The organism is Methylocaldum sp. MU1018 (assembly GCF_053646775.1).
In genome coordinates this window covers 3654860-3681299 of the sequence record NZ_CM132195.1, presented here as the reverse complement: position 1 = coordinate 3681299, position 26440 = coordinate 3654860, and the positions used below count along the sequence as shown (strand labels likewise).

19 protein-coding genes, 1 tRNA gene and 1 pseudogene are annotated in these 26440 nt (G+C 63.0%); 17 read left to right on the top strand and 4 right to left on the bottom strand.

The window, feature by feature from the left end:
• Positions 1-9: 9 nt before the first annotated feature.
• Complete coding sequence (locus ACWJKU_RS16855; RefSeq protein ID WP_454144136.1) at positions 10-2448, bottom strand: AMP-binding protein; 2439 nt, start codon at positions 2446-2448, stop codon at positions 10-12.
• A gap of 517 nt (positions 2449-2965) precedes the next feature.
• Here ACWJKU_RS16855 and ACWJKU_RS16850 point away from each other — a divergent pair.
• From ACWJKU_RS16850 to ACWJKU_RS16800, 11 genes and pseudogenes are all read left to right on the top strand, one after another.
• Entirely contained in the window at positions 2966-3304 is a 339-nt protein-coding gene (locus ACWJKU_RS16850; protein WP_454144134.1) for an MbcA/ParS/Xre antitoxin family protein, read from the top strand.
• Positions 3264-3992, top strand: a complete 729-nt coding sequence (locus tag ACWJKU_RS16845; RefSeq protein WP_454144132.1) for an RES family NAD+ phosphorylase — start codon at positions 3264-3266, stop codon at positions 3990-3992. The genes ACWJKU_RS16850 and ACWJKU_RS16845 overlap by 41 nt, the downstream gene beginning before the upstream one ends.
• Positions 3993-4120: 128 nt before the next feature.
• Positions 4121-7171 (top strand): annotated as a pseudogene (fdnG, locus tag ACWJKU_RS16840) (formate dehydrogenase-N subunit alpha); the annotation flags it as partial.
• A gap of 149 nt (positions 7172-7320) precedes the next feature.
• Positions 7321-8205, top strand: a complete 885-nt coding sequence (gene fdxH, locus ACWJKU_RS16835) for a formate dehydrogenase subunit beta (protein WP_454144130.1) — start codon at positions 7321-7323, stop codon at positions 8203-8205.
• Entirely contained in the window at positions 8202-8843 is a 642-nt protein-coding gene (locus ACWJKU_RS16830; protein ID WP_454144128.1) for a formate dehydrogenase subunit gamma, read from the top strand. Before fdxH ends, ACWJKU_RS16830 begins: the two co-directional genes overlap by 4 nt.
• A complete protein-coding gene (gene fdhE, locus ACWJKU_RS16825) occupies positions 8840-9748 on the top strand; it encodes a formate dehydrogenase accessory protein FdhE (protein ID WP_454144126.1) in 909 nt (302 codons plus the stop codon). The genes ACWJKU_RS16830 and fdhE overlap by 4 nt, the downstream gene beginning before the upstream one ends.
• Before the next feature lie 386 nt (positions 9749-10134).
• Positions 10135-11535: an L-seryl-tRNA(Sec) selenium transferase gene (gene selA, locus ACWJKU_RS16820; RefSeq protein ID WP_454144124.1), complete on the top strand. Its 1401-nt coding sequence runs from the start codon at positions 10135-10137 to the stop codon at positions 11533-11535.
• Positions 11536-11749: 214 nt separating this feature from the next.
• On the top strand, positions 11750-13654 hold the full coding sequence (gene selB, locus ACWJKU_RS16815; RefSeq protein WP_454144122.1) for a selenocysteine-specific translation elongation factor: 1905 nt from the start codon (positions 11750-11752) through the stop codon (positions 13652-13654).
• Between the two features lie 394 nt (positions 13655-14048).
• Positions 14049-14159, top strand: a complete 111-nt coding sequence (locus ACWJKU_RS16810; RefSeq protein WP_454144120.1) for a hypothetical protein — start codon at positions 14049-14051, stop codon at positions 14157-14159.
• Between the two features lie 278 nt (positions 14160-14437).
• Positions 14438-16213 carry an ABC transporter ATP-binding protein/permease gene (locus tag ACWJKU_RS16805; protein ID WP_454144118.1) on the top strand — a complete coding sequence of 592 codons (1776 nt, stop codon included), beginning with the start codon at positions 14438-14440 and terminating at the stop codon, positions 16211-16213.
• Positions 16213-16608 (top strand): chlororespiratory reduction 6 domain-containing protein, encoded by a 396-nt coding sequence (locus ACWJKU_RS16800; RefSeq protein ID WP_454144116.1) that lies wholly within the window; start codon positions 16213-16215, stop codon positions 16606-16608. Before ACWJKU_RS16805 ends, ACWJKU_RS16800 begins: the two co-directional genes overlap by 1 nt.
• Positions 16609-16646: 38 nt before the next feature.
• On the opposite strand, the gene ACWJKU_RS16795 is transcribed toward ACWJKU_RS16800, so the two are convergent.
• Positions 16647-17225, bottom strand: coding sequence for a hypothetical protein (locus tag ACWJKU_RS16795; protein WP_454144114.1), 579 nt, complete (start codon positions 17223-17225; stop codon positions 16647-16649).
• 712 nt (positions 17226-17937) lie between these two features.
• On the opposite strand from ACWJKU_RS16795, the gene ACWJKU_RS16790 reads away from it, so the two are divergent.
• The 5 genes from ACWJKU_RS16790 (at position 17938) to selD (ending at position 22832) form a co-directional block, all read left to right on the top strand.
• Positions 17938-18033: transfer RNA gene (locus ACWJKU_RS16790), tRNA-Sec, on the top strand.
• Between the two features lie 558 nt (positions 18034-18591).
• Positions 18592-19707 (top strand): acyl-CoA dehydrogenase family protein, encoded by a 1116-nt coding sequence (locus tag ACWJKU_RS16785; RefSeq protein ID WP_454144112.1) that lies wholly within the window; start codon positions 18592-18594, stop codon positions 19705-19707.
• Positions 19708-19716: 9 nt separating this feature from the next.
• Complete coding sequence (locus ACWJKU_RS16780) at positions 19717-20574, top strand: phosphate/phosphite/phosphonate ABC transporter substrate-binding protein (RefSeq protein ID WP_454144110.1); 858 nt, start codon at positions 19717-19719, stop codon at positions 20572-20574.
• Positions 20531-21748, top strand: coding sequence for a hypothetical protein (locus ACWJKU_RS16775; protein WP_454144108.1), 1218 nt, complete (start codon positions 20531-20533; stop codon positions 21746-21748). Before ACWJKU_RS16780 ends, ACWJKU_RS16775 begins: the two co-directional genes overlap by 44 nt.
• Positions 21749-21788: 40 nt before the next feature.
• Positions 21789-22832: a selenide, water dikinase SelD gene (gene selD, locus ACWJKU_RS16770; RefSeq protein ID WP_454144106.1), complete on the top strand. Its 1044-nt coding sequence runs from the start codon at positions 21789-21791 to the stop codon at positions 22830-22832.
• Between the two features lie 41 nt (positions 22833-22873).
• On the opposite strand, the gene fdxA is transcribed toward selD, so the two are convergent.
• Positions 22874-23197 carry a ferredoxin FdxA gene (gene fdxA / locus ACWJKU_RS16765; protein ID WP_454144104.1) on the bottom strand — a complete coding sequence of 108 codons (324 nt, stop codon included), beginning with the start codon at positions 23195-23197 and terminating at the stop codon, positions 22874-22876.
• Between the two features lie 12 nt (positions 23198-23209).
• Positions 23210-23545 (bottom strand): carboxymuconolactone decarboxylase family protein, encoded by a 336-nt coding sequence (locus ACWJKU_RS16760; RefSeq protein ID WP_454144102.1) that lies wholly within the window; start codon positions 23543-23545, stop codon positions 23210-23212.
• A gap of 210 nt (positions 23546-23755) precedes the next feature.
• Here ACWJKU_RS16760 and aceE point away from each other — a divergent pair, with 210 nt between their 5' ends.
• Complete coding sequence (gene aceE / locus ACWJKU_RS16755) at positions 23756-26434, top strand: pyruvate dehydrogenase (acetyl-transferring), homodimeric type (protein WP_454144100.1); 2679 nt, start codon at positions 23756-23758, stop codon at positions 26432-26434.
• Positions 26435-26440: the final 6 nt, after the last annotated feature.

Here is a 26440-nt window from a genome sequence, read left to right as displayed (position 1 = left end):
CGACGTCGGCTATTCGCAGCCTTCCCGATCTCCGAGCAGACGCCGCAGGTGCGATTCGATGTGAGCCGCGGCGTCGGCGTATCCCCGTCCGGTCAACCGCAGAGGCCGTCCGAATCGTACGGTCACGGCGCTCCGCCGCCGCGGGAGGAGCGCGTCAGGCGGCAGGATGGCGTCCGTGCCTCGTATCGCTAGCGGAACCACGGGAACGCCCATTTCGGCGGCGATCACCCCGGTACCGGCTTTCAAGTCCAGCAGCGGCTGCCCGGAACGGTTCAGTTGTCCCTCGGGGAAAATCAGAATGTTCCAGCCGTCGTCGAGCATGCGGCCGATATAGTCGAGCCCCGGCCGAATGTTCTCGCGGGTCCGGGTGGGAAACGGAAAGGCGTTGAAGGCGAGTTCCGCCAGCGGCGCAAACCAGGCGTACGCGCCGTAAAGAACATGAGTGGCGGCCGCGATGCCGAGGCGCGAACGAACGGGCGCAGGAATGGCCCAGGTTGCGACGATGGAATCGAGGAAGCTGCGGTGATTCGCCATGAAGATCGCCGGTTCCCTAAGGTTTGCCAGATGCTCCACGCCCTCTACGCGCAGCCGGCAGAAGATCGACAGCCACCAGCGGAAGAAAATCCGTTGCGCTAGAGGGCGCAAGCGGGCGGCCCAGACGGAATTCGACCAGCGCGGATAGCGGCCGAGCTCCGGCATTCGCCCCTTTTGGCCTTGCACCAGCGCCTCCAGATCGGCGACCGTCAGTTCCGGCGTGATTTGCATCTCTTCGACGCAGGCGCCGAATTCGTCCTCGATGCGCGAAACCAGTTCGATCCGCAGCAGAGAATCCAGATTCAGACCGGAGGCGAGGCGCGTCGAATCGCCGACGGCGCCGATATCGGTTTGCGTCACTTCGGCCAAGAGCCGCTTGAGCGGCGTGATTCGTCCGTCTTGGAGCGGCCGGCTCGGCGGCTCGCTGCCGAGCCGGCCGACGACCTCATCCTTTTTGACCTTGCGGGTGACGGAGCGCGGGAAATCGGCCTCGGGCCAAACCGACCAGCTCGCGATTTGCTGGTGCGGCGCCAGACGGCGATTGGCCTCGGCCACGGCGCCGGGGGCCCGGTCCGGCTCGCACAGGAGCGCGGCGTGAATCACGGTCCGGCCGTTCTTCGGCAAGCCCACCACGGCGCTGTCGGCGATCCCGGGGAGGCGGTTCAGCTCGGTTTCCAGATCCTCCGGAAAGACGTTTTCGCCGCTCGGTCCGAGGATCATATATTTCTTGCGCCCGAACACGTACAGAAAGCCGTCCCGGTCGAATCGCCCGGCATCGTCGGTCTTGAGCCAGCCGTCGGCCAGAACGTCCCCGGTGCGTCGGGCGTCCCGGTAATATCCCTGCATCACGATCGGACCGCGGACCAGAATCTCGCCGTCCGGCGCCAGCCTGACATCGACGCCGGCAAGCGGCTTTCCGACCGATCCCGCACGATGGGCGGCGGGCGTGTTCGTGCTGATGACCGGACTGGTTTCGGTGAGACCGTAACCCTGCAAGACCTCGAAGCCCAGGTTCCACCATTTGTCCTCGAGCGTCGGATCGAGCGGCGCGCCGCCGCACACGATGGTCCTGAGCGTGCCGGAGATGCGCGTGCGAATGCGGCCGCGCAGGGCGCGCCGGAGGAAGCCCGGCATTCGGCCCAGCCGGCTTTCGAGGCGGTCCATCATGGTTTTGAGCACTTCCGGCACGGCGACCAGGTGCGTCGCCGGGGTGTAGATCAGGGCTTCGCGGATGGCGCGGGTGGTCGGGGCGGCGAGATAGGTGACCGAGCATCCGCTGTGCAGCGGGCACAACAGGCCCGTCATCTGGCCGAATGCGTGAAACAGCGGAATCAGCGTGAGGATATGGTCGTCGGGCGCCAGCGGCACCGCTTTCATCACGGCCTCGAGATCGGCCAGGAGATTTCGGTGGGAGAGCATCACGCCCTTGGGGTCACCGGTCGTTCCCGAGGTATAGATGATTTCGGCGAGTTCGCCGGAGTTTTCGAACGGGGCTCGATCCCGAATCGTCCCGGCGGCGCCTGCGGCGTAAGCCGCGTCGACCGGCAGGCAAGGCAGCGACTCGTCGGGCCAGGCGAGCGAGGACGACAGCAGGGCCAGTTTGGGTTCGGCGGACCGGCCGATCCGGCCGAACTGGTCCGGCGTGCTTTTCGGATTCAGCGGAACCGCCACGCCGCCGCGGGCCAGGATGGCGCAAAAGGCCGCCGCCCAGTACGGCGAGTTTTCGGCGCAAAGAACCACGCGATCTCCCGATGCGATACCGTGCGCGGCCAGCGCTCGCGAGATTCCGAGCGCGTGTTCCCGGAGTTCGTCGTAACTCCAGCGAACGGTCCGGTATCGCGGCCGGTAGCGAACGGCCGGCCGAAGTCCGTGACGCCCGGTTTGCTGATCGAAGAAGGCGGCTAGCGAGTTCATGGGATTCCGGCCTTTTCGGGATGGGAGGATATTTTCGGCTGTGCGCAAAGAAAGCGAAGCCCTGTCCGAATCGCCCCGCCGGCGCAGTCGGGGCTTCGAAATTCACCGGACCCCTTTAGGAAGCTCTGATTAAGTCGATTCCGTATAAGCTCACCACGAACGGAATCAATGCGTTACCGTTCGTCCTGAGCCTGTCGAAGGACTTAACCAGAGCTTCCTTTAGTATGGTTTGACCGCGCCTTGCGACCGATTGCATGCTTGCCGTTCCGTCCGCTCGTCCGAATCGGAAACGGGGTGCGGATTGTCCGCCGATCGGAAAAGCGAAGGGAAGGGCTGCACAGACGCGAAGCGTTCCGATGATTCGCGGATAGTTTTTGCGGGCTCGCCCCTCCAATCGATATTCATGTAGTATATTTCGTGATAGTTTTATTCACGAGAATAAAAGTTATCGATTAAGCAAGCGGGCGACGACACCATGACACGTTCAGTTTCAGCCCCGGTTACGGAGCGTTCGCGCGTGCTCACTCGAGCGGTGGTCGAGGCCGCTCGCCGCCTGGGATTGGGCCCCAGCGACCTGAAAGGCATCATCGGCGCCAGCCAGCCGACCGCTTCCCGGCTGTTGAACGGCCGCTACGCCCTTCCCGAAGGCGGCAAGCCCTGGGAGCTGGCCACCCATTTCGTGCGTTTGTACCGTTCGCTGTCCTCGCTGGTGGGCGGCGACGACGAGCTGGCCCGAAGCTGGCTGAAATCGGCCAACCGCGCCTTCGACGGACAGCGGCCGCTGGATCTCATCAAGCGCGTCGACGGTCTCATTCATGCCTGCGAATATCTGGACGCCCACCGCGCTCGGGTCTGAGGCCCGCCCCTGGCGGGGCCGCGGCTGGCGGGCGGTGGAGGCGCAGCACCGGATTGCCACCATGCATCTGACGTCGGGCGATCTGGACGATCAGACGCTGCTGGAGGATATCCTCGACCGGGCCAAGCCGCGCCTGCCGGCTGAAGCGCAAGGCTTGCACTGGCTCCTGGCGACGCCGTTCCGCTATTGGCCGCTGCCGGGCGGGTCGCGATTTCGCCGACGCACCGATCCCGGCGTTTTGTACGGCGCCGAGGACCGCCGGACGGCCTGCGCCGAATGCGGCTACTGGCGCTTGCGCTTCTGGCTGGATAGCGAAGGTTTGTCGGGCCGCTCCGCGAGCGTGGAACTGACCCTGTTCGAATTTCATGCGGCCGCAGACAAAGCCGTCGACCTTTCGGAGCCGCCCCTGGTCTCCGATCGGGAAATCTGGACGCATCCTTCCGATTACACGGGCACGCAATGGCTGGCGCAACAAGCCCGGGAAGCCGGGATCGACCTGATTCGCTACGAATCGGTCCGCGCGCCCGGCGGTTTCTGCTTGGCCGTGCTGACGCCGCGGCCGTTCAAATCGGTCAGGGAGCCTTACCGGAACCACCAGCAAACCTGGACCTTATGGATTCAGCCGCCGCGCCGGATCGTCCTGCAGCGGCAACTGCACCGGGAAAGCTGGGCGTTTCACTTCGACTGAGCCGATATCCCGCGGTGCCGCCGCCGGGGGGGATCGAAAGTGTTGAGGGTGTAAACGATCCGTGCCAACATTAGACCTGAATTTCCTACCTTCCAACTTTGTTTTTGTTCGCCAGGAGGTACAAAACCATGCAAGTTACACGGCGTCAGTTTTTCAAACTGAGTGCCGCAACGCTCGGGGGTTCGACGCTGACGGCCTTGGGTTTTTCGCCCGGGGAAGCGCTGGCGGAAGTGCGCACGTTCAAGCTGACGCGCACCACGGAAACCCGCAATACCTGCCCGTATTGCTCGGTAGCCTGCGGCATCATCCTGTACAGCCTCGGCGACAAGGCGAAGAATGCCAAATCCGAAATCATTCACATCGAGGGCGATCCGGACCATCCGGTGAGCCGCGGCAGCCTGTGTCCGAAAGGCGCCGGCCTCTTGGGCTTCGTCCACAGCGAGACCCGCGTCACCTTTCCGGAATACCGCGCGCCGGGCGCCAAGGAATGGACGCGGGTCACCTGGGACTTCGCGCTGGACCGCATCGCGAAACTCATGAAGGAAGACCGCGACCGCCGGTTCGTCGCCAGAAACGACAAGGGGCAGACGGTCAACCGCTGGCCGACGGTCGGGTTTCTGGCCGCCTCGGCCGCCTCCAACGAAACCGGTTATCTCACCCACAAGGTTCTCCGCAGTTTAGGCATCGTAGCGCTCGACAACCAGGCTCGCGTCTGACACGCACCGACGGTGGCAAGTCTTGCTCCGACATTCGGTCGCGGCGCCATGACCAATACCTGGATGGACATCAAGAATGCGAACGCCATTCTGGTGATGGGCGGCAATGCCGCCGAGGCGCATCCGGTCGGCTTCAAATGGGTGATCGAGGCGAAGGCCCACAACAAGGCCAAACTCATCGTGGTCGATCCGCGCTTCAACCGCACGGCCTCGGTAGCCGATTTTTACGCGCCGATCCGCGCGGGAACCGACATCGCTTTCCTCAGCGGCGTGATCCGTTATTTGCTGGAGAAGGACGCCATTCAGCGCGAGTACGTCAAGGCGTATACCAATGCCGGCTTCATCGTGCGCGAGGATTTCGGCTTCGACGAGGGGCTGTTCACCGGTTACGACGAGAAGACGCAGAAATACGATAAAAGCACTTGGGCATACGAGCTAGACGCGCGGGGCTTCGCCAAGATCGACGAAACCTTGCAGCACCCCCGCTGTGTCCTGAATCTGCTGAAGCAGCACGTCTCCCGCTACACCGTGGACATGGTCAGCGACATCACCGGCACGCCCAAGGATCTGTACCTGAAAGTGTGCGAGACGATCGCCTCGACCGCCGCGCCGAACCGGACCCTGACGAGCCTCTACGCGCTCGGCTGGACCCAGCACAGCATCGGGTCCCAGAATATCCGGACGCTGGCGATCGTGCAGTTGCTGCTGGGCAACATCGGCATGCCGGGCGGCGGCGTCAACGCGCTGCGCGGCCATTCCAACATCCAGGGCCTGACCGATCTGGGGCTGCTCTCGGATCAGTTGCCGGGCTACATGGACCTCGCCCGCGACGAGGAAACGACCCGCGCCGCCTATCTGGAGAAGCGCACGCCCAAGCCGCTTAGGCCCGGACAGGTCAACTTCTGGTCCAATTACCCGAAATTCCACACCAGCCTGATGAAGGCCTGGTACGGCCGGGCGGCGACGCCGGACAACGATTTCGGCTACGACTGGCTGCCCAAGATCGATCAGCTCTACGACGGCCTGCGTGTCTTCGATCTGATGGAGCAGGGCAGGATGACGGGCTATTTCTGCCAGGGCTTCAATCCGCTGGCGTCCTTCCCGAACAAGGGCAAAATCGTTTCCGCCCTGTCCCGCTTGAAATTCCTGGTGGTCATGGACCCGCTGTCCACGGAAACCTCGGAGTTCTGGCAAAACCACGGCGAGTACAACGACGTGAAGCCGGAGGACATCCAGACCGAGGTGTTCCGCCTGCCGACGACCTGCTTCGCCGAGGAGGAAGGTTCGCTGGTCAACAGCTCGCGCTGGCTGCAATGGCACTGGAAAGGCGCCGAGCCGCCGGGCGAATGCCGCACCGACATCGACATCATGGCCGAGCTGTTCCTGAAGGTGCGCGAACTTTACCGGCAGGAGGGCGGCGCGTTCCCCGATCCGATCCTGAATCTGCACTGGCCCTATCGGATTCCCGAGGCGCCGGCGGCCGACGAACTGGCGAAGGAATTCAACGGCTACGCCCTGGCCGACATTCCCGACCCCAAGGAGCCGGGCCGGGTGCTGGTCAAGGCCGGCCGGCAACTGTCGAGCTTCGCCCAGCTTAGGGACGACGGCAGCACCGCCAGCGGCACCTGGATCTTCTGCGGTTCCTGGACCGAGGAAGGCAACCAGATGGCACGGCGAGACCCCTCCGATCCGAGCGGGCTGGGCATCGCGCCGGGATGGGCCTGGGCCTGGCCGCTGAACCGGCGGATTCTGTACAACCGCGCCTCCTGCGATCCCTCCGGCAAGCCCTGGGACGAAAGGCGCAAGTTGATCGAATGGGACGGGGCCAAATGGACCGGACCGGACGTGCCGGACTTCAAGGCCGATGCCGGACCGGACAGCGGCGTGTCGCCGTTCATCATGACCGACGAAGGCGTCGCCCGCCTGTTTGCGCGGCATCTGATGGCCGAGGGACCGTTCCCCGAGCATTACGAGCCCTTCGAAAGCCCGCTGGGCGGCAACCCGCTGCACGCCAAGGTGATCAGCAACCCGGCGGCCCGCGTGTTCGCGAACGACAAGGCCATGCTCGGCGACCGCGAGGCGTTTCCCTATGTGGCGACCACCTACCGTCTGACCGAGCATTTCCATTTCTGGACCAAGCACTCCAAGATCAACGCCCCGCTCCAGCCGGAGCAGTTCGTGGAGATCGGCGAGGAACTGGCCCAGGAACTCGGCATCGCCAACGGCGAGAAGGTGACGGTCCGCTCCAAGCGCGGCGCGATCAAAGCGGTGGCGCTGGTGACCAAGCGCATCAAGGCGCTGCAGGTGGCCGGGCAGACCGTGCATCAGATCGGCATCCCGATCCACTGGGGCTTTACCGGGGCGACCCGGAAAGGCTACATCGCCAACACCCTGACGCCGTTCCTGGGCGACGCCAACACCCAGACCCCGGAGTTCAAGGCTTTCCTGGTCAACGTGGAGAAGGATTTGAGCGAACTCATGCCGCACACCCACAAGCCGGGCGAAGGCCATGAAGAGCGCGGGCGTTCCGAGGTGATTCTGGAGGACGACAAGCCGGCCAGGCAGATCTCCTGGCTGGCGCGCATCCTCAAAGGCCGGACGGAGGTTTAGCTATGGCATTGCAATCCCTGGATATCGTCCGTCGATCCGCCACCACGACGCCGAGTCCGCAGCAGCGGCAGATGACGGAGGTGGCCAAGCTCATCGACGTGACCAAGTGCATCGGCTGCAAGGCCTGCCAGTCGGCCTGTATGGAATGGAACGACCTGCGCGAGGAAGTCGGGATCAACGAGGGCTCCTACACCAACCCGCACGATCTCACCGCCAACAGCTGGACGCTGATGCGCTTCGCCGAGACCGAGGAAAACGGCACGCTGGAGTGGCTGATCCGCAAGGACGGCTGCATGCACTGCGCCGACCCCGGCTGCCTCAAGGCCTGTCCGTCGCCGGGCGCGATCATCCAATACTCGAACGGCATCGTCGATTTTCACGAGGAAAACTGCATCGGCTGCGGCTATTGCATCGCCGGCTGCCCGTTCGACATTCCGCGCCTCTCCAAGAAGGACAGCAAGGTGTACAAATGCACTCTTTGCTCCGACCGGGTGGCGGTCGGCCTGGAACCCGCCTGCATCAAGGCCTGTCCGACCCAGGCCCTGGTTTTCGGCAGCAAGGAAGACATGATCGAGCACGCCAACGAGCGCATCGCCGACCTGAAGGAACGCGGCTTCGAGAACGCCGGACTGTACGATCCCGCCGGCGTCGGCGGCACGCACGTCATGTACGTGCTGCACCACGCCGACAAGCCCGGACTCTACAACGATCTGCCCAAGGACCCGGTCATCAGTCCCACGGTCGGGCTGTGGAAAGGCATCTTCAAGCCTCTCGCCACCGCCGCGATATTCTTCACCGCCCTGGCCGGGTTCTTCCATTACGTCACCGTCGGTCCCAACGAAACCGAAGAGGATGAAGGCGAGAAAGACAAGGAGAACAAGGCATGAGCACCCAGCACGGCCCGAAACTGATCGATCGCTACAGCCCGTCGGAACGGCTCAACCACTGGATCACGGCGATCACCTTCCTCATGCTCGCCTTTTCGGGGCTGGCGCTGTTCCATCCGTCGATGTTCTGGTTCACGCAAGTTTTCGGCGGTCCCACCTGGACGCGCATCCTGCATCCCTACATCGGCGTCGTGATGTTCGTCTCCTTTTCCTTGCTGGCCCTCAAGTTCTGGCATCACAACCTCCTGACCCGCAACGACATCGCCTGGCTCCGGCGCATCGGCGACGTCGTGCGGAACCGCGAGGACGGGCTGCCGGAAGTGGACCGCTACAACGCCGGCCAGAAGCTGCTGTTCTGGACCATGATCGGCACCATCTCGGTTCTGCTGCTGACCGGCATCGTCATCTGGCGGCCCTGGTTCGCCCACTACTTCCCCATTGACATCGTCCGCCTGGCGCTGCTGCTGCACGCGGTCTGTGCCTTCGTCATCATTTGCGGCATCATCGTCCACATCTATGCCGGCCTATGGATCAAGGGGACCCTCGGCGCGATGGTGCGCGGCACCGTCACGCGGGCCTGGGCGCGCAAACATCATCCCGGATGGTACAAGCGGGTGATGGGAGGAGAGAAACAGTGATCCGAACGGGAGGCGGTTCCGAGCGGGGAGGCACGCCGAAAGGCAGTCAGAGCTTAGGGGTTCCGCCTCCGTTGCGATTGCCGCCCCGGCAGTCGCCGTTCGCCAAGCGGGCGGCGCGCTTCCGGCGACTCGCCGAAGGCCGATCGACCCTGGCCGGCTACCTGGCGTTGATGGCCGATCTGACCGATGTTCAGCACAGTCTTTGGGAGCGCTTTCCCCACACGCCCCTGCCGGATTCGTACACGGGCAGACCGCCGCTGGATATTTCAAGCCGGCACCGCGACCCCGCCTGGCGTGAAGCGCTGCGTTTTATTGCCGGGGAACTGAACTCCGGAGCGGAACCGCTCGCCGCGCTGTGCGAGCGCATCCGATGGGCGGCGGACGAGGAACTCGAACACTGGGCGGCACGTCTCCTCGGCGCCGACTTCGAGGGCATCGATCCCGGACTCGCCCCTTTCGTGGCCGCCGCTCTGCAAGCGAATTGGACGTCGTCGGCGGCCCGCCTGGACCCGGACGAGTTCGGCGCGATGGAGTCCGGGCATCGCTGCCCGGTCTGCGGTTCATGGCCGGTGGCGAGCGTGCTGCAGACCGGCGGTTCCGTGCAAGGCCTCCGCTATCTCTGTTGCAGCCTGTGCTCCACCGAATGGAACCGGCCCCGCATCCACTGCATACACTGCGGCTCCGGCAAGGACGTGTCCTACTTCGGCCTCGAAGGGGCGGGCGAGGCCGTCAAGGCGGAAGCCTGCGCCGGCTGCAAGACCTACGTGAAGCTCATGAACCGGGAAAAGGAACCGTTCGTCGACCCCTTCGCCGACGACCTCGCCACCCTGGCCCTGGATATCCTGATGGCCGAGGAAGGATACGAACGCCTGGGATTCAATCCGCTGCTGATACCCGGTAGTTGAAGCGTGGGAGGGGGCTTTAGCCCGCGACTGCGTAAACCATCGCGGGCTGGAGGATTTTTCGTCTTCTTGTATCGGGTTGCTAGGTAAAGCTCCCTCTCCCTCTGGGAGAGGGCTGGGGTGAGGGAGGGTTAGTAGGCCGAGATAAGGCGAAGCCGTTCCCGGCGTTCGATGGACGAAATGCCGGATACGCAGAGCCTGTCCTGAGCTTGCCGAAGGGCTTAATCTGTCCTACGTTTGGCTCAAGGAACCCGCTTAGGGCACCTGCTAAGCGAGGTCCTCGCCCGTGGTACCGCCACGCTATAGAGGAAAACGCTCTAAAGCCCCACGAGCCGCTTCAATCTCGCTAAAATTCGGGGAATTTTCCGAAAGTCCGCCGAAAGAACGCCATGTCCCTCCCCGACAACCCGTATGCCCGCCTACCTTCCGTGGACAGCCTATTGGCACATCCCGACATCGCCGGCTTGAAAGATCGCTACGGACACACCGCCGTCGCCGCCGCCGTGCGGGCCGAATTGGCGGAGCGGCGCGAGGCGCTGAAAGCACAGCCCGCTCAGGACCTGGACACGGCGCGGCTCGTGGCCGATTGCCGAAAACGCCTGGAAGCCGGCTTCGTGCCCAGCCTGCGCCCCGTGTTCAATCTCACCGGCACGGTGCTGCACACCAACCTGGGGCGGGCGCTGCTGGCGGAATCGGCGGTCGAGGCCGTGCTGGCGGTGCTGGCCCGGCCCAGCAACCTGGAATACGACCTCGCCGGCGCCCGCCGGGGCGACCGCGACGACCATATCGACGGCCTGATTCGGGAACTGACCGGGGCCGAGGCCGCGACGGTCGTCAACAACAACGCGGCGGCGGTCTTTCTTCTGCTGAACACCTTAGGCGTGCGCAAGGAAGTGATCGTATCCCGCGGCGAGCTGATCGAGATCGGCGGCGCCTTCCGCATTCCCGACATCATGTCCCGGGCCGGCGCGAAGCTGCGCGAAGTGGGCACCACCAACCGCACTCACCTGAAGGACTACGCCGAAGCCCTGAGCCCGCGCACGGCTCTGATCATGAAGGTGCATCGCAGCAATTACGCCATCGAGGGCTTCACCGCCTCGGTGCCGGAGGAACAGTTGGCGGAACTCGCCCACGAAAAGGGCCTGCCCTTCGTCGAGGACCTGGGTAGCGGCACCCTGATCGATTTGAGCGCCCATGGCCTGCCCAGGGAGCCGACCCCGCAGCAGGCTCTGGCCCAAGGCACCGATCTGGTGTCCTTCAGCGGCGATAAGCTGCTGGGAGGACCGCAAGCCGGGATACTGGTCGGCCGCAAGGAGCTGATCGGCAAGATCAAGCGCAATCCGCTCAAACGCGCCCTGCGGGTGGACAAGATGACCCTCGCCGCGCTGGAAGCGACGCTCAAACTGTACCGGAGCCCGGAACTGTTGACCCGGCACCTGCCGACCCTGCGCCTGCTGACGCGGTCGGAGGAAGAAATACGGACACTGGCACAGCGTATTCTGCCGAAGGTGCGGGCCGCCCTGAACGCCCATGCCGAGGTGTCCATCGAACCCTGCCGCAGCCAGATCGGCAGCGGTTCCCTGCCCGTGGACCGCCTGCCCAGCGCCTGCCTCGTTCTCAAGCCGAAGGGTAGGGGCGGCGGACGTGCGTTGAACCGTCTGGCCCAAGCTTTCCGCGAGTTGCCCATTCCCGTCGTCGGCCGGCTGGAGGACGGCGCCCTGCGCTTCGATCTTCGCTGTCTCGAGGACGAGCCGGCCTTCCTCGGTCAGTTGGCCTTGCTGAAGCTTTGAGAGGGTGTATGAGAAGTGTAGCGAGCGGCCCGAGGGCAAGGAGCCCGGAGCGCAGAAACCGGAGTGTACTGAAGTACATGAGGATTGGACAAAACCCGTCCTGGGCTTTGCCTCGCCGAGGCGCTTCGCGCCCAAATCGGCTCCCGACCGATTTGTCGAGCACCGCGCGACACCACCGTCGGGTCGCGCAGCAGCTTCTCACATACGCTCTGACATGATCATCGGCACCGCCGGCCACATCGACCACGGCAAGACCGCCCTGGTCAAGGCACTCACCGGGGTAGACGCCGACCGTCTCGCGGAGGAGAAGGCGCGCGGCATGACCATCGACCTGGGCTATGCCTACACGCCTCTGGCGAACGGGGAAATCCTCGGCTTCGTGGATGTGCCGGGCCACGAAAAATTCGTCCACAACATGCTGGCGGGAGCGACCGGGATCGACTTCGCCCTGTTGGTCGTGGCGGCGGACGACGGTCCCATGCCCCAGACCCTGGAACATCTGCAAATCCTCGACCTGCTCGGCATCCGGAACGGCGCCGTCGCCTTGACCAAGACCGATCTCGTCGACCCGGACCGCATCGCCCAGGTCGCCGGGGAAATCCGCGCCCTGCTCGGCGGCACCGGACTCGAAGGCTGTCCCCTGTTTCCGCTCTCCGCCGTCACGGGAGCCGGCGTGGCCGAACTGCGCGTCCATCTGGAGACGTCCGCCGCAAGTCTCGGCGCAAGGACCATCCGAGGTGGCTTCCGGCTCGCGGTCGACCGCTGTTTCACCGTGGCGGGCGCGGGCACGGTGGTCACCGGCACGGTCTTCTCCGGTCGGGTCGCCGTGGGCGACAGGCTGCTGCTTTCGCCCTCGGGCCGTCCGGTTCGGGTGCGCGGCATCCATGCCCAGAACCGCGCCGCCGAAGCGGGTCTGGCCGGGCAGCGCTGCGCGCTCAATCTGGCCGACGTGGAAAAACGCGAGGTGCAGCGGGGCGATTGGGTGCTGGCGCCGGAACTCCATCTGCCGACGACCCGCCTCGACGTACGGCTCAGGCTGTTGGCCAGCGAAACCAGGCCGTTGAAGCATTGGACGCCCGTGCATGTCCATCTGGGCGCGTTCCACGCCACCGCGCGGGTCGCCTTGTTGCAGGACGCGCCTTTGGAGCCGGGCGGCAGCGCTCTCGCCCAATTGGTTCTGGACAAACCCACTTGCGCCGTCAACGGCGACCGTTGCATCCTCCGCGATGCGTCCGCGCGGCGCACGCTCGCCGGCGGACGGGCCCTGGATGCCCGGCCGCCCGCACGCGGCCGACGCACCGCGCAGCGCCTGGAAACCTTGTCCGCCTGGGAGCAGGCCGACCCACAGGCCATGTTGCGGGCGCTGCTCGCGGTGTCGCCCAACGGGGTGGACTTGCAGGGATTCGCCGCCAACGCCAACCTGACGTCGGGTGAACTAAACGATCTCTGCCAAAATCTGGAACTGCGGCGTGTCGCAGGAACGAAGCCGATTGCCTTCGCGCCGGAACACTGGCGCCGGCTCAAACGGGCCGTGATCGAGACGCTCGGGAAAGAGCACGAAGACGTGCCCGACTCGTTGGGGCTCAACGCCGAGCAACTGCGCCTGCGGACCGCCCCGCGGCTGGAACGGACGGTTTTCGCACAGCTATTGGCCGAACTGCTCGAACAAGGGCTGTGCGCGCGGGAGGGCTCGTGGTGGCATTTACCGGGGCACGAAATCACCCTTTCCGAAAAGGACGAACAGATCTGGCGGCGGATCGCGCCCCTGCTGCTGGAACACCCTTTCCAGCCGCCGCGGGTGCGCGATATCGCCCGCGCCGAATCCCTGGACGAAACGGCGGTGCGGAGGCTGCTGATGCAGGCGGCGCGCATGGGCCGCGTCTACCGCGTCGCCCACGATCACTACTTCGACCGGACGGCCGTCGTCGCGCTGGCCGACATCGTCCGCGACCTCGCCCGGGAAGCGCCCGACGGCACGGTAACGGCCGCCGCGTTCCGCGACCGCATCGGCACCGGCCGCAAGCTGGCCATCCACATTCTGGAATACTTCGACCGCGTCGGCCTGACCCGACGCCTGCGCGACGCGCACCTGCTGCGCAACGACGGGTTGCAATTCTGACCCCTTGGCCCCGCGCCAACATTGATTAGCCTGTTCCGGCTTCCACTGGGAAACAAAAAGGCCGGATACTCGTTAAACGGCGGCGCCTGTCACGGATTGCCGAAGAGGGATTTTGCCGGTCTCATGTCAGTGCTAAGTCCCTTATTCCATTCGGCATTCAAGTGAACATTACGTAGGGTGGGTTAGGCGCGTACCAAAAAACGTTTTCTGGCGGTCACTGGGCTATGAACGCGCCGTAACCCATCGATTCCGCGGCCTTGTCCGGTGGGTTACGGCGCGCGATACCACCGGGGAACATTGCGGGCTCAGTGCAATGCGCGCCTAACCCGCCCTACAGCAAGACCTGTGGGGCAGTTGGGTGTTGACCCAGATATGGGGTCGTCGTGGGTCACCTATGGGGCAGGTGAGGCGTGCCCCATTCGCGTCCTACGCCGAGGCCGTGAAACAACTCGCCACCGTGCGGAGCCAGCGGCAGCGGCGAGGGCATGAGCCGGTAAGAGTATAATGTCATTTCATATCATACTATGCCATATGATGCGAACCGCCATGCCGCACCGTATCAAGTACCCGCCTGTCCTCGGCCGGGCAGGAACGGCGGCGGAAACGAGAGGTCGGGATGGGCCTCATGAAGGCGAGGCGGTCCGCTTCCTGGATGAAGCCTATGGACCCAGTCGGATTTCGGCCCATCCAGCGATCTGCCGACCCCGTGACGTCCTTCATGCCTGAACAGTCAGGCCTCTCGCCGGCACTTTCTTTCCGCTGGGATCATCGAGAGAACACGCTATGTTGCACATTCCCATCAACGAGCAAGGCTGGGGGCTCTTGGTCCGGCTCATCCGGAGTTTTGCGGCTTCCGCAGTCGGCGGCAAGGCCGTAGGGCTGTTCGCACTGCTCATCGGACTGCTTTTGGGCATTAACGGCCTGAATATCGTGAACAGCTATGTGGGGCGGGACTTCATGACGGCGATCACCGATCGGAACCTCGATGCCTATAGCCGTCAGGCGCTGCTCTATGTCGCCGTGTTCGCCGCGTCCACCCTCGTCGCGGTGTGCCTGCGCTACGCGGAGGAGCGCCTGGGCCTACTGTGGCGGGATTGGATGACGCGGCGCTTGGTCGAGCTTTACCTCAAATATCCTACCTATCACCGCCTGAATGACGAATTGATCCGAAGCAGCGGGATCGAGCATCCCGACCAGCGTATCGCCGACGATGTGCGCGCCTTTACGATGACGACCTTGTCATTCACCCTCCTGCTGCTCAACGGACTCTTCACGATCGTAGCGTTCTCCGGCGTGCTGTGGACGATCAGCCCACTGCTGTTCGTCGCGGCGGTGCTCTACGCGCTTATCGGCTCGCTGCTCACGGTCCGCCTCGGGAGTGCTCTGATCGATTTCAACGATACCCAACTCGACCGGGAGGCCGCCTTCCGTTCCGGCCTCATCCATGTGCGCGAGCGGGCCGAATCGGTGGCGCTGCTGCATCAGGAAGATCGGCTCTTGCCCCGCCTTATGCGTCAGTTCGATGCCATCGTGGCGAATTTCCGAAAGATCATCACCGTAAACCGTAATCTGGGCTTTTTTACGACCGGCTACAATTATCTCATCCAGATCATTCCCATCCTGCTCGTGGCGCCGCTGTTCATGCAAGGGAAGGTCGAGTTCGGCGTCATTACGCAATCGGCGATGGCCTTCGCGATGCTGGTCGGGGCGTTCTCGCTCATCATCACCCAATTTCAATCGATCTCTTCCTTCGCCGCAGTGGTTCAGCGCCTCATCAACTTGTGGTACGCCATCGAACTGGCGCAAACGGAAACCGTCTCGGGGCTGGACGTCTGCGAGGGTGGCGATCAAGTGATCTATGAGCGGGTGACCCTGCGTTCGCCGACCGACGGGCAGGTGTTGGTCCGGGATCTTTCCCTCGTTATCCCCTATGGGACCCGGGTCCTGGTCACGGGTCCCAATGACACGGCCAAGGATGCGCTGTTCAAGGCCACGGCGGGCATTTGGGACACAGGCAGCGGGCGTGTCATTCGGCCGCCGCTCGACCGCATCCTCTTCCTGCCGGAGCGTCCTTATCTGCCGCCTGGTACCCTGCGCCAAGCCTTGACTCCGAGCCCGTCGGAGGAGGTTATCCGAGACGATCGGATCGTCGATACGCTCCGCACCTTGGGTCTAGAAGCTTTGCTGGCCCACGCTGGAGGTCTGGATGCCGAGCACGATTGGGACAGCCTGCTCTCCGTTCGTGAGCAACAGCTTGCCTCCTTCGCCCGAATCCTGCTGGCCTCGCCCCGTTTCGCCATGCTCTATCATCCGGGCACGGATCTCGATCCAGAGGGAGGCGGTCGAATGCTGAAGATTCTGGCGGACCACGGGATCACCTACTTGACACTCGGGCGACTGGGACGACGGGGCCGTGATGAGCGCCTTGAAAACTATGATGCGATCCTCACGCTTAACGGCGAGGAGGGCGGCTGGGAATGGCGGGAAATCCGGCGTGGTCGCCCGGAGGATGACGGCGGCGCTTCCACGTCCAAGAGACGCATTCTTCCCCTGACCTGATGGCTCACAGTATCAAGTACCCGCTCGCCCGGCTGTTTCCGGCCAAGCAAGAACTGCTGGTTATCGATTTCCCTCACGAGCAGGTTGCGAGCGGCAATATCGCTCCCATGCTCGAAGTGCTTTCGCCTCTGGCTGAATCGCGGGAGAACGCCGAACGGTTTGAGGGCCGATTGGCGTTCTACTTCTCCGGATGGGACGACGACCCGCGCGAGACGGCGGAGATTCCTGAAATACGGCAGTGGTTCGCCGATCTCACAGCCGACTTCCCGTATTGGCTGCACTTTATCGAGAAAGAGGGCGATACCTTCTTTCACGTGCTCCGCCTGTTGTGCAAGGGGCACATCGAGCGGATTTCTCAGGAAGTGACGCAGTTGATTGAGAACGCCTTGAGGTAGAAACGCCGTAGGAAATTAGACGTTTTGTCACGAACCGTCTAATGAAGTTGAGGATTACAAACCTCACGGTATTTTTTGCGCAATTCTTCTAATTGCCTGCTCAGAACTCCTATCTTATCTTGCAATCTTGCCTTCTCTGATTGTGCCATTGACTTCTCATCCGAGATGGATTTGTATTTTTTTTGTAATTCTGTTGCTTCCCGCCTAAGTTCCTCTGGATTTCCGCCAAGCAGTGCTGGTAAGTGGCCATTTAACAAAAGATTTTTAAGGTCATTGCGTGACACAATATTAAGATTATTCAACATATATTTAACTAATCCTAGCCTTGGCTCTACCACCCACTTTGGCTTTCCATTAACCGTTACAATTAAGTTTGATAGTGTGTAGCGGACAAAGTTTAAATAAAACGCTGTATTATCTTTGAATTCTCGTGAGGTGACTTTAAGGAAATTATTCTCGTCATCTAATAGAGGATCAAATATTGATAACCTGAGTATTTTGTATTGCCTCCCACCTTTTCTAAAAATCACAGAATAGTAATATTCTGGTTTAATTTGATTAAATACTTTTCGATAGTCCTTAACTAATTCCGTGTAATAGAACATGCTTGTTGACATGGCGGCCTCGATGATGGCATGAAGAGGGAAATCCCTCTTTATGGTGGAGCAGCCGCAGCTTCGCTGTCAAGCTTGTCGTCGGTAAAGCGAGGGATTACTGGACAAAGTGCTTTTATGGGCACTACATGACTAAGCATGTCGGAAGCATGGGGCGTGTATAGGGGCCTTTGACGGAACACCCACAAAATGTGCTATCGGCAAGGGTCCAGCGGTATTCCTGCCCGGACTCTTGCCCAGCGGCGCGCATCTTTTCTTCACTAACTCCACAAGGTGAGTGAGAAGATGATATCTATCCACTCCCTCGACGGAACACGTTAATTGTGGAGGATAGTAATGAGCTTATTTTTTGGCATTTTTAAGGCCTTGTATTAGCCATCATAGTTTTGGATGATGTGTGCGACCCATCGAGTATGGATCTTCAGCACCCATCAGGGCCGTAGGATGCGGTGACGATAGGAACCGCATCAATCGCGAACGATGCGGTTCGTTCCTCACCGCATCCTACAAAGCCGCTATACAGGGTTGGCGAACACCATCGAAGCTGCCGCGGAATTCACACAATACCTGACGGAAACCATGGGCACGCCACGGCCATTCAGGCCCAAGGCGCCAAAACGAATTCGAGCCGGCATCCGCTTCATTTCCCCGCCACGCAGGATTGTCCAGGCAGGCGCGATCTGCGAATACTTTCGGTAAAATGCGTGCCTTTGCCGGAAGAGCATCGTCCCCGGTGGGGCGGCCGGTCTTCAAAACCGGTTGAGGCCGTGAGACGGTCTCGGGCGGGTTCGACTCCCGTTCTCTTCCGCCATTTCGGTTGGCTCTCGGTAGCGAGGGACCGTGCCGGCGTACGTCCGCTAAATACCCCCGTTGGATGTGCCGGTCTTGAAGGCGGACCATAAGGAATTCACCAGTAATGATCCACCGGCAAAGCCGGTGGCTTTCGACGACTGGCCCCTCAAAGGGGCCTGACCGCCGTCGGGTAAAAGCCATCTCGTCACCCCGGCAGGGAAGGATGGCTTCGGTGCTCCCGAAGACACCGTTTGCGATTGGAGTCCCGGGGTCCAGTGACCACGGATGGTTTCGACCATTCACAATCCCTGTGAACTGGATTCTGCCGGGCGGTCCTGCCCGGCACCCTTCGGGCGCGATGCGCGCAAACCGGCTGTCCTGCCGGAATGACGGCCCAGCGAAATTGGGAGAATACCTGACTCCCGGAAATGTCAAACTTTGCGAATCCCCCCGGCAGAGCCGGGGGTTTTCCCGCCATAAATAATGTGCCCACGGATGGCCTGACTTGTCATCATGCTGCGGGAACGCATGTTTCGTGTGACAATGTGCGCCCCCGTTTCATGTAGCAGGTCTGCCCATGAAGACATTCGAATCCCTCGAAACTATCGTCGAATCCGTCGTCGAGCCCGCCGCCGAAGCGGTCGACCGCGAAGCCTTGTTCCCGCGCCCCGCGTTCGAAGCCTTGGGCAAAGCCGGGCTGCTCGGACTGATCAGCGCGCCGGAAGTCGGCGGTCTCGGTGGGACGCTCTCCGATGCCAGCCGTGTCGTGTCGCGCCTGGCAGAGGCTTGCGGTTCGACCGCAATGATCGTCACCATGCACTATTGCGCCACGGCGGTCATCGAGAAATACGGAAACGAAGCCTTGCGTCGCGAGATCGCTTCGGGCCGCCATCTTTCCACCTTGGCTTTTTCCGAACCCGGCTCGCGCAGCCATTTTTGGGCCCCGCTGAGCGAGGCGAAGGCCGATGGCGACGATGTTTTGCTGACCGGCGCCAAGACCATGGTCACCTCGGCGGCCGAGGCCGATTCCTACGTGTGGTCTTCCCGCCCAGTTGCCGCGGAAGGTGCCAGCACGATCTGGCTGGTGCCGTCTGACAGTCCCGGGTTGGCACAGACCAAGCCGTTCGACGGGCTGGGGCTGCGCGGCAATGCGTCGGCGCCGATGACGGCGGATAAAGCCAGGGTTTCGTCTTCCATGCGGCTCGGGAGCGACGGCGAGGGCTTCGCCATCATGATGGATACCGTCTTGCCCATTTTCTCGGTGCTGAGCGCATCCTGCTCGCTCGGGCTCATGGAATCGGCTCTGAGCCGCGCCTCCGCCCATGTCAGCCGTTCCCGCCTGGATCACCTCGGTTCCAGCCTCGCGGAATTGCCGACTCTGCGCGCCTATCTGGCACGGGCCCGTATTCGGGCCGATATGGTCCGGACGCTGCTGGACGATACTATCGACGCTTTGGCCGGGAAGCGACAGGATGCCCAGTTGCGGGTGCTTGAAATCAAGGCGGCCGCGGCGGAGGCGGCGCTGGAAGTGACCGATATCTCCATGCGCGTGTGCGGCGGCGCGGCGTTCCGCAAGGATCTCGCCGTCGAGCGCGTGTTTCGCGACGCCCGCGCGGCCTCGGTGATGGCGCCGACATCCGACCTGTTGTTCGACTTTATCGGCAAGGACGTGTGCGGCCTGCCGCTGTTCTGAGGGAATCCTATGCCTGAGACTTTGATCATGGGCGCGGTCGCCTACGCGCCCAAGGTGGTGACGATCTGGGAGGGCTTCAAGGCATATTTCGCCGCAAGCGGGCTGGCCTTCGATTACATTCTTTATTCCAACTACGAACGCCAGGTCGAGGCGCAATTCGAGGGCGCCATCCATCTGGCGTGGAACTCGCCGCTGGCCTGGGTGCGGGCCGAGCGCCTGGCCAGGGCGCGCGGCATCGCCGTTTCGGCCGTGGCTATGCGCGACACCGATCGAGACCTGACCTCGCTGATCGTGGTTCGTGCCGAAGCCGGCATCGAATCGCTCGCCGATCTCAGAGGCAAGACCGTCGGTTTCGGCGCCATCGACTCGCCCCAGGCGACGCTGATTCCTCTGGGACACCTGAGCCGTCACGGCTTGCAGGCCGGGCGGGATTTCACCGCTCGTCGCTTCGACCGGCTCGGCGGCAAACACGGCGATCATATCGGCGGGGAGCGGGATGCCGCCCTGGCGCTGATGCGCGGCGAAATCGATGCCGCCTGCATGATCGATAGCAATCATCTCGCGTTTACCACCGAGGGCACCCTTCCGGCCGGCGGCACCCGCATCCTGGCGCAGACCGACGCCTACGATCATTGCAACTTCACCGTCAGCCCTGGCGCGCCGACGGAACTGGTCGACCGCTTCGTGGAACTACTGCTAGCGATGTCCTGGGACGATCCGGCGGTGCGCCCCTTGCTGGAACTGGAAGGCCTCAGGCAATGGCTGCCGGGACGTACTACGGGTTACGCCCTGCTCGAGCGAGCGGTGGACGAACAAGGTTTTTATGCCGCCGATGGACGCATCCTCGCCGCCGACTATCGATATTGAAGCGCTGGGCTTCGACCGGGGCGCGCATCTGCTCGTGAAGCACGCCCTGGCGGGCCTTCCCGTCGGCGCAACCCTCCGCGTTCTCTCCGAGGCGCCGGAGTTTCGCGCCCACGCTGCTGCATGGTGCCGAAGTCAAGGCCATGGCGCGAGCTTCGATGAGGACGGGAGCGCGCTGATCGTGCGCGGCGGCTATCAGACCGGACGCTGGCGCGGCGCGGAGCGTTCCGGCCGGTCCGATCCCCGCTCGCCGGACGCCGTGGCCGAACACGCCAAGGCCGGCTGGGGCTTGGCCGCGCGCGGCTCGACGGTGGAGGCCGGCGGGCCGGAATGGGGTTTCGCGTTGGATCGCAAGCACGAAATCTGGGCGGACGAGGCGGCGGATCTCTACCGACAGGCACTCGCCTCGCAGTGGGATCCGGACACTGCGGTGGATTGGAGCGCGCCGTTCGAGTTGCCGGATGAAGTCGAGGACGCGGTCGTGCAAGTCATGACCTATCTGATCGAGAACGAAAACGCCGCGCTGCTGGTGCCCGCCCGGTTCCTCGGCCGGATTCATCCGCATTACCGCGAGATCGTGCAGTTGCTGGCCATACAAGTGGCGGACGAGGCGCGCCATGTGGAGGTGTTCACGCAACGTGCCCGGCTGAAAGGGCGGGAGCCGGCCTTGTCCACCGCAGGCGGCCAGCTCTCGCTGAAGACGTTGGTTGATGAACCCGATTTTTCAGTCGCCGCCTTCTTGCTGTCGGTGCTCGGAGAAGGAACGTTCGTCAACCTGCTCAATTTTCTCCATGTCCACGCGCCCGATCCGGTGACCCGGCGGATCGCCCGGCTTGCCGCGCGCGACGAAGCGCGCCACGTCGCCTTCGGAATGGGGCATCTGTTCCGCCGTCTGAACAGCGAGCCCGAGCTGCGCGCGCGGTTAGCCAACGCCGTCGAGTTACGGCACGATACGCTGTCCGCCGGTGCCGCCGGCCTGAACGAAGAGGTATTCGATGCCCTGGTGCTGCTGGCGGCGGGCGAGTGGTCCCCCGCGGCGATCGCGGCCGGCTTCGAAAGGGTGCAGGCGCTGAAATCCGAGATGGCCGAGGGCCGGCGCCTGCGCCTTTGCAGGCTCGGTTTCGACGAGGTTGAAGCCGAGCGATTGGCGAGTCTGCACACGCGAAATTTCATGTAGGACGGCGCTTGGTGTTTTTTCACGCTCCTAGGAGTGATCCATGACCGAAATTCGATTGACCACCCTTTCCCACGGCGGCGGTTGCGGCTGCAAGATCGCGCCTGCCGTACTCTCGCAGATGTTGGCGGAACTGCCCCTGCCGAGCCGGTTTCCCGACCTCTTGGTCGGCACCGACAGCAGCGACGACGCCGCGGTCTACCGGCTCAACGATCAGCAGGCTATCGTCGCGACCACCGACTTCTTCATGCCCATCGTCGACGACCCGCATGATTTCGGCCGCATCGCCGCGACCAATGCGCTTTCGGATGTTTATGCCATGGGCGGCAAGCCGATCTTGGCTTTGGCGGTGGTCGGCATGCCGGTGGATAAACTCCCGGTGTCGACCGTCCGCCGGATCCTGGCCGGGGGCGCCTCGGTGTGCGAAGCCGCGGGCATCCCTTTGGCCGGTGGCCATTCCATCGACGCGCCCGAGCCCATCTATGGGCTGGTCGCGCTCGGGTTGGTCCATCCGGACAAAGTGAAGCGCAACGACCGGGCTCAGTCGGGCGACGCGCTGATTCTCGGGAAACCGCTGGGTATCGGCATTTTGAGCGCGGCTTTGAAAAAAGGCGAATTGGACGATGCGGGCTATGCCCGGATGATCGAACACACCACTCGCCTGAACAGCGTGGGCGCGACGCTGGGGGAACTGGACGGCGTTCATGCCATGACCGATGTCACCGGCTTCGGTCTCCTGGGACATCTCCTGGAAATCTGTCGAGGATCGAACCTGGGCGCCGATATCGCGTTTCGCGATATTCCGCTCATCGATGTGGCCGCGGATTTGGCGAGCCGAGGCTATGCCACCGGCGCCGCGAATCGCAACTGGGACAGTTACGGGCTGTCGGTCGAGATCGGGGATGGCTTGCCCGAATGGCAACGCAAGCTGCTCTGCGATCCTCAGACCAGCGGCGGCTTGTTGGTCGCCTGCGAAAAGGGCTGCGCCGGCGAAGTCCTCGCTCTGTTCTGCCAACAGGGCTTCGGCCACGCTCGGCAAATCGGGCGAATGCGGGAAGGCGCCGGCGTGGTGAGAGTCACGGATTGAACATTTTCTCGAACGGCTGAAACGCCCCGGAATGCGCCCGTTCAACGCTCCAGCAAATGCAATTTGTTTTTGACCTTGCCCCAAGTCTCCGCATCGGGCAAGGGACCCTTTTTGTCGGTGATCGTCGGCCATGCCTTGGCCAGTTCGGCGTTCAGAGCGATGAAATGCATCTGATCTTCGGGGACGTCGTCGTCGGCGAAAATCGCCCCCACCGGGCATTCCCGGACGCACAAAGTGCAGTCTATGCATTCGTCCGGATCGATCGCGAGAAAATTGGGCCCCTCGCGGAAGCAATCCACGGGACAGACGAGCACGCAATCGCAGTATTTGCATTTGATGCAGCTTTCGGTCACGACATGCGTCATGACAGGTCTCCTTCATTCCGGCGCGGCGGATTTCCGGGCGTTCATCGTATCGATCGCCAGGGCGGAATGGGCATAGCTGCCGCCGGCCCGCATTTCGACGGCGACCCAGACGGCTTCCATGATTTCCTGTTCCGTGGCGCCTTTCTTCAAGGCCAGTTCGGTGTGGCCGCGAATGCAGTAAGGGCATTGAGTGACATGCGCGACGGCGACCGCGATCAATTGCTTGGTCTTTTCCGGAAGCGCGCCGTCGGCGAAGACGCGCGCGCTGAAAGCCTTGAAGGCGCTATGGATCTCGGGCGCGAGTTGCGCCCGCTTTCGGGCGGTCTCGGCGCTTGCAGGCGGGTACATGTGCTTTTCCATATCGGTTCCTCCGCGCCGGCTCGTTCCGCCGGTCCAAAGTTCGACAGAGGGGGCGGCCGATAAATTCCGTGCGGCTCGGCGCTTCGAATGTCCTGGCCTGCTGCGCGATGCGAAGTGGCGTTTCGGGTATGGCGGCGCTAGCATAGCGGTCGATGATTGCTCGTCTTTGGACAGCCGCTTTTTGAAGGAGATCTTGCGATGGTAAATCACTCTTCCCTTCCGCCCGGCGTTCCGGGGCGCGAAGACGCCGATCCGGACGAAACGCGCGAATGGCTGGACGCCCTGGAGGCGGTCATCGAGCGCGAAGGGGGCGAGCGCGCGCATTACCTGATCGAACGGCTGATGGACAAAGCCCGCCGCTCCGGCATCGATCTGCCCTACAAGGCGAACACGGCGTACATCAACACCATTCCGCCGCACTTGCAGCCCGTATACCCGGGCGATTCCGCGCTGGAGCACCGGCTGCGCTCCTACATGCGCTGGAACGCGATGGCGATGGTGGCGCGCGCCAACAAAGAATCCAGCGAATACGGCGGACACATTTCCGGCTTCGCCTCCTGCGCAACCCTGTTCGAAGTGGGGCTCAACCATTTTTTTCACGCGCCCGGCAAGGGGCACGGCGGCGACCTCGTGTTTTTCCAAGGGCACTCTTCTCCGGGAATTTATGCCCGCGCCTTTCTCGAAGGTCGCTTGAGCGAAGAGCAGCTGCGCCGGTTCCGCAGCGAAGCCGGCCGGCCCGGACTGTCGTCGTATCCGCATCCCTGGCTGATGCCGGATTTCTGGCAGTTCTCCACGGTGTCGATGGGACTCGGGCCCATCATGGCCATCTATCAGGCGCGCTTCATGAAATACCTCCAGGATCGCGGCATTCTCGATACCGCGGGCCGCAAAGTGTGGGTGTTCGCGGGCGACGGCGAAATGGACGAGCCGGAGTCCAGGGGCGCGATCGGCCTGGCCGGGCGCGAGAAGCTGGACAATCTGATTTTCGTCGTCAACTGCAATTTGCAGCGGCTGGACGGCCCGGTCAGGGGCAACGGCAAGATCATCCAGGAGCTGGAGGCGGAGTTTCGCGGCGCCGGCTGGAACGTCATCAAGGTGATCTGGGGCTCCAGGTGGGATGCGCTGCTGGCGAAGGATGCTCGCGGTCTGCTGAGAAAGCGCATGGAAGAAGCGGTGGACGGCGAATACCAGAGCTACAAGGCCAAGGGCGGCGCTTACACGCGCGAGCATTTCTTCGGCAAATATCCGGAGCTGAAGGAAATGGTGGCCAGCATGTCCGACGAGGACATTTGGCGCTTGAACCGCGGCGGGCACGATCCGCACAAGGTGTATGCCGCCTATGACGCGGCGGTGCGCCATACCGGGCAGCCCACGATGATCCTGGCCAAAACGGTCAAAGGCTACGGCATGGGCAGTGCGGGCGAGAGCCGGATGATCACCCATCAGAAAAAGAAGATGGACGCGGCGGCGCTGAAGGCGTTTCGGGACCGTTTCGACATTCCGATCCCGGACGACAGGATCGCCGAAGTCCCGTTCTACAAGCCGCCGGACGACAGCCCGGAGATCAGGTACTTGCACGAACGCCGGGAGGCTTTGGGCGGTTATCTGCCCAGCCGCCGAACCGAGGCGCCGCTCTTGCAGGTGCCGGATTTGGCGCTGTTCGAACCCTTGCTCGGGCAGAACGATCACGAAATCTCGACCACCATGGCCTTCGTGCGTCTCCTCACCGCCTTGCTGCGGGACAAGAAGACCGGCCGATACGTCATCCCGATCATCGCCGACGAAGCGCGCACTTTCGGCATGGACGGCCTGTTCCGCCAATACGCCATCTATTCCCCGGTCGGTCAACTGTACACGCCGGAAGACGCCGGCCAGATCATGTACTACCACGAGGAAAAAAACGGGCAGCTTCTGGAGGAAGGCATCTCCGAGGCCGGGGCGCTGTGCTCCTGGATCGCCGCCGGCACGGCCTACAGCAACCACGGCATGCTGATGATCCCGTTCTACATCTACTACTCGATGTTCGGCTACCAGCGCGTGGGCGACCTGATGTGGGCGGCCGCCGACATGAAGACGCGCGGATTTTTGATGGGCGGCACGGCGGGACGCACCACGCTGGCCGGCGAGGGTTTGCAGCACCAGGACGGCCACAGTCATCTGGCGATGTCGTTCATCCCCAATTGCGTCGCCTACGATCCGTGTTTTGCCTACGAACTGGCCGTCATCGTTCACGACGGGCTGCGCCGCATGTTCCAGGAAGGCGAGAGCGTCTTTTACTACATCACGGTGATGAATGAGAACTACGCCCATCCGGCTCTGTCGGAGGGCGTGCGCGACGACATCGTCAAGGGGTTGTACAAATTCAGGGGCGGCGGTCCCGAAGCTGTCGTCCAGCTTCTCGGCAGCGGCACGATCCTGCGCGAGACGGTCGCCGCCGCGGACCTGCTGAAAAGCGATTTCGGGATCGAGGCGAACGTGTGGAGCGTCACCAGCTTCAGCGAGTTGCGCCGCGACGGTCTGGAGAAAGAGCGCTGGAACCGCCTGCACCCCGGCGAACCCCGCCGCGTCAGCCATGTGGAGGCGTGTCTGGCGGGAACGCGCGGCCCGGTCGTCGCGGCGAGCGATTACATGAAGATCGTCGCCGACCAAATCCGGCCTTTCCTGGCCAAGCCTTACGTCGTTCTGGGCACCGACGGGTTCGGCCGCAGCGACCGGCGCGCGGAGCTGCGCCGTTTTTTCGAGGTCGACCGGTATTACATCGCTACCGCCGCGCTGGAGGCGCTGTCCGAAGAAGGGACGATTCCCGCGACGCAGGTCAGGGAGGCCATGAAACGCTACGGGATCGACCCGGAAAAGCCGAATCCGGCGACGGTTTGAGAGGGC

Excerpts from the sequence above, each read along its gene's own strand:
- selA (WP_454144124.1), top strand. The coding sequence starts at position 10,135 with ATGTCCCTCCCCGACAACCCGTATGCCCGCCTACCTTCCGTGGACAGC.
- fdxH (WP_454144130.1), top strand. The coding sequence starts at position 7,321 with ATGGCATTGCAATCCCTGGATATCGTCCGTCGATCCGCCACCACGACG.
- fdxA (WP_454144104.1), bottom strand. The coding sequence starts at position 23,197 with ATGACGCATGTCGTGACCGAAAGCTGCATCAAATGCAAATACTGCGAT.
- ACWJKU_RS16855 (WP_454144136.1), bottom strand. The coding sequence starts at position 2,448 with ATGAACTCGCTAGCCGCCTTCTTCGATCAGCAAACCGGGCGTCACGGA.
- ACWJKU_RS16780 (WP_454144110.1), top strand. The coding sequence starts at position 19,717 with ATGCCTGAGACTTTGATCATGGGCGCGGTCGCCTACGCGCCCAAGGTG.
- ACWJKU_RS16805 (WP_454144118.1), top strand. The coding sequence starts at position 14,438 with ATGTTGCACATTCCCATCAACGAGCAAGGCTGGGGGCTCTTGGTCCGG.
- ACWJKU_RS16800 (WP_454144116.1), top strand. The coding sequence starts at position 16,213 with ATGGCTCACAGTATCAAGTACCCGCTCGCCCGGCTGTTTCCGGCCAAG.
- selD (WP_454144106.1), top strand. The coding sequence starts at position 21,789 with ATGACCGAAATTCGATTGACCACCCTTTCCCACGGCGGCGGTTGCGGC.
- ACWJKU_RS16785 (WP_454144112.1), top strand. The coding sequence starts at position 18,592 with ATGAAGACATTCGAATCCCTCGAAACTATCGTCGAATCCGTCGTCGAG.
- ACWJKU_RS16795 (WP_454144114.1), bottom strand. The coding sequence starts at position 17,225 with ATGTCAACAAGCATGTTCTATTACACGGAATTAGTTAAGGACTATCGA.
- ACWJKU_RS16775 (WP_454144108.1), top strand. The coding sequence starts at position 20,531 with ATGCCGCCGATGGACGCATCCTCGCCGCCGACTATCGATATTGAAGCG.
- ACWJKU_RS16760 (WP_454144102.1), bottom strand. The coding sequence starts at position 23,545 with ATGTACCCGCCTGCAAGCGCCGAGACCGCCCGAAAGCGGGCGCAACTC.
- ACWJKU_RS16830 (WP_454144128.1), top strand. The coding sequence starts at position 8,202 with ATGAGCACCCAGCACGGCCCGAAACTGATCGATCGCTACAGCCCGTCG.
- selB (WP_454144122.1), top strand. The coding sequence starts at position 11,750 with ATGATCATCGGCACCGCCGGCCACATCGACCACGGCAAGACCGCCCTG.
- ACWJKU_RS16845 (WP_454144132.1), top strand. The coding sequence starts at position 3,264 with ATGCCTGCGAATATCTGGACGCCCACCGCGCTCGGGTCTGAGGCCCGC.
- aceE (WP_454144100.1), top strand. The coding sequence starts at position 23,756 with ATGGTAAATCACTCTTCCCTTCCGCCCGGCGTTCCGGGGCGCGAAGAC.
- ACWJKU_RS16810 (WP_454144120.1), top strand. The coding sequence starts at position 14,049 with ATGGGGCAGGTGAGGCGTGCCCCATTCGCGTCCTACGCCGAGGCCGTG.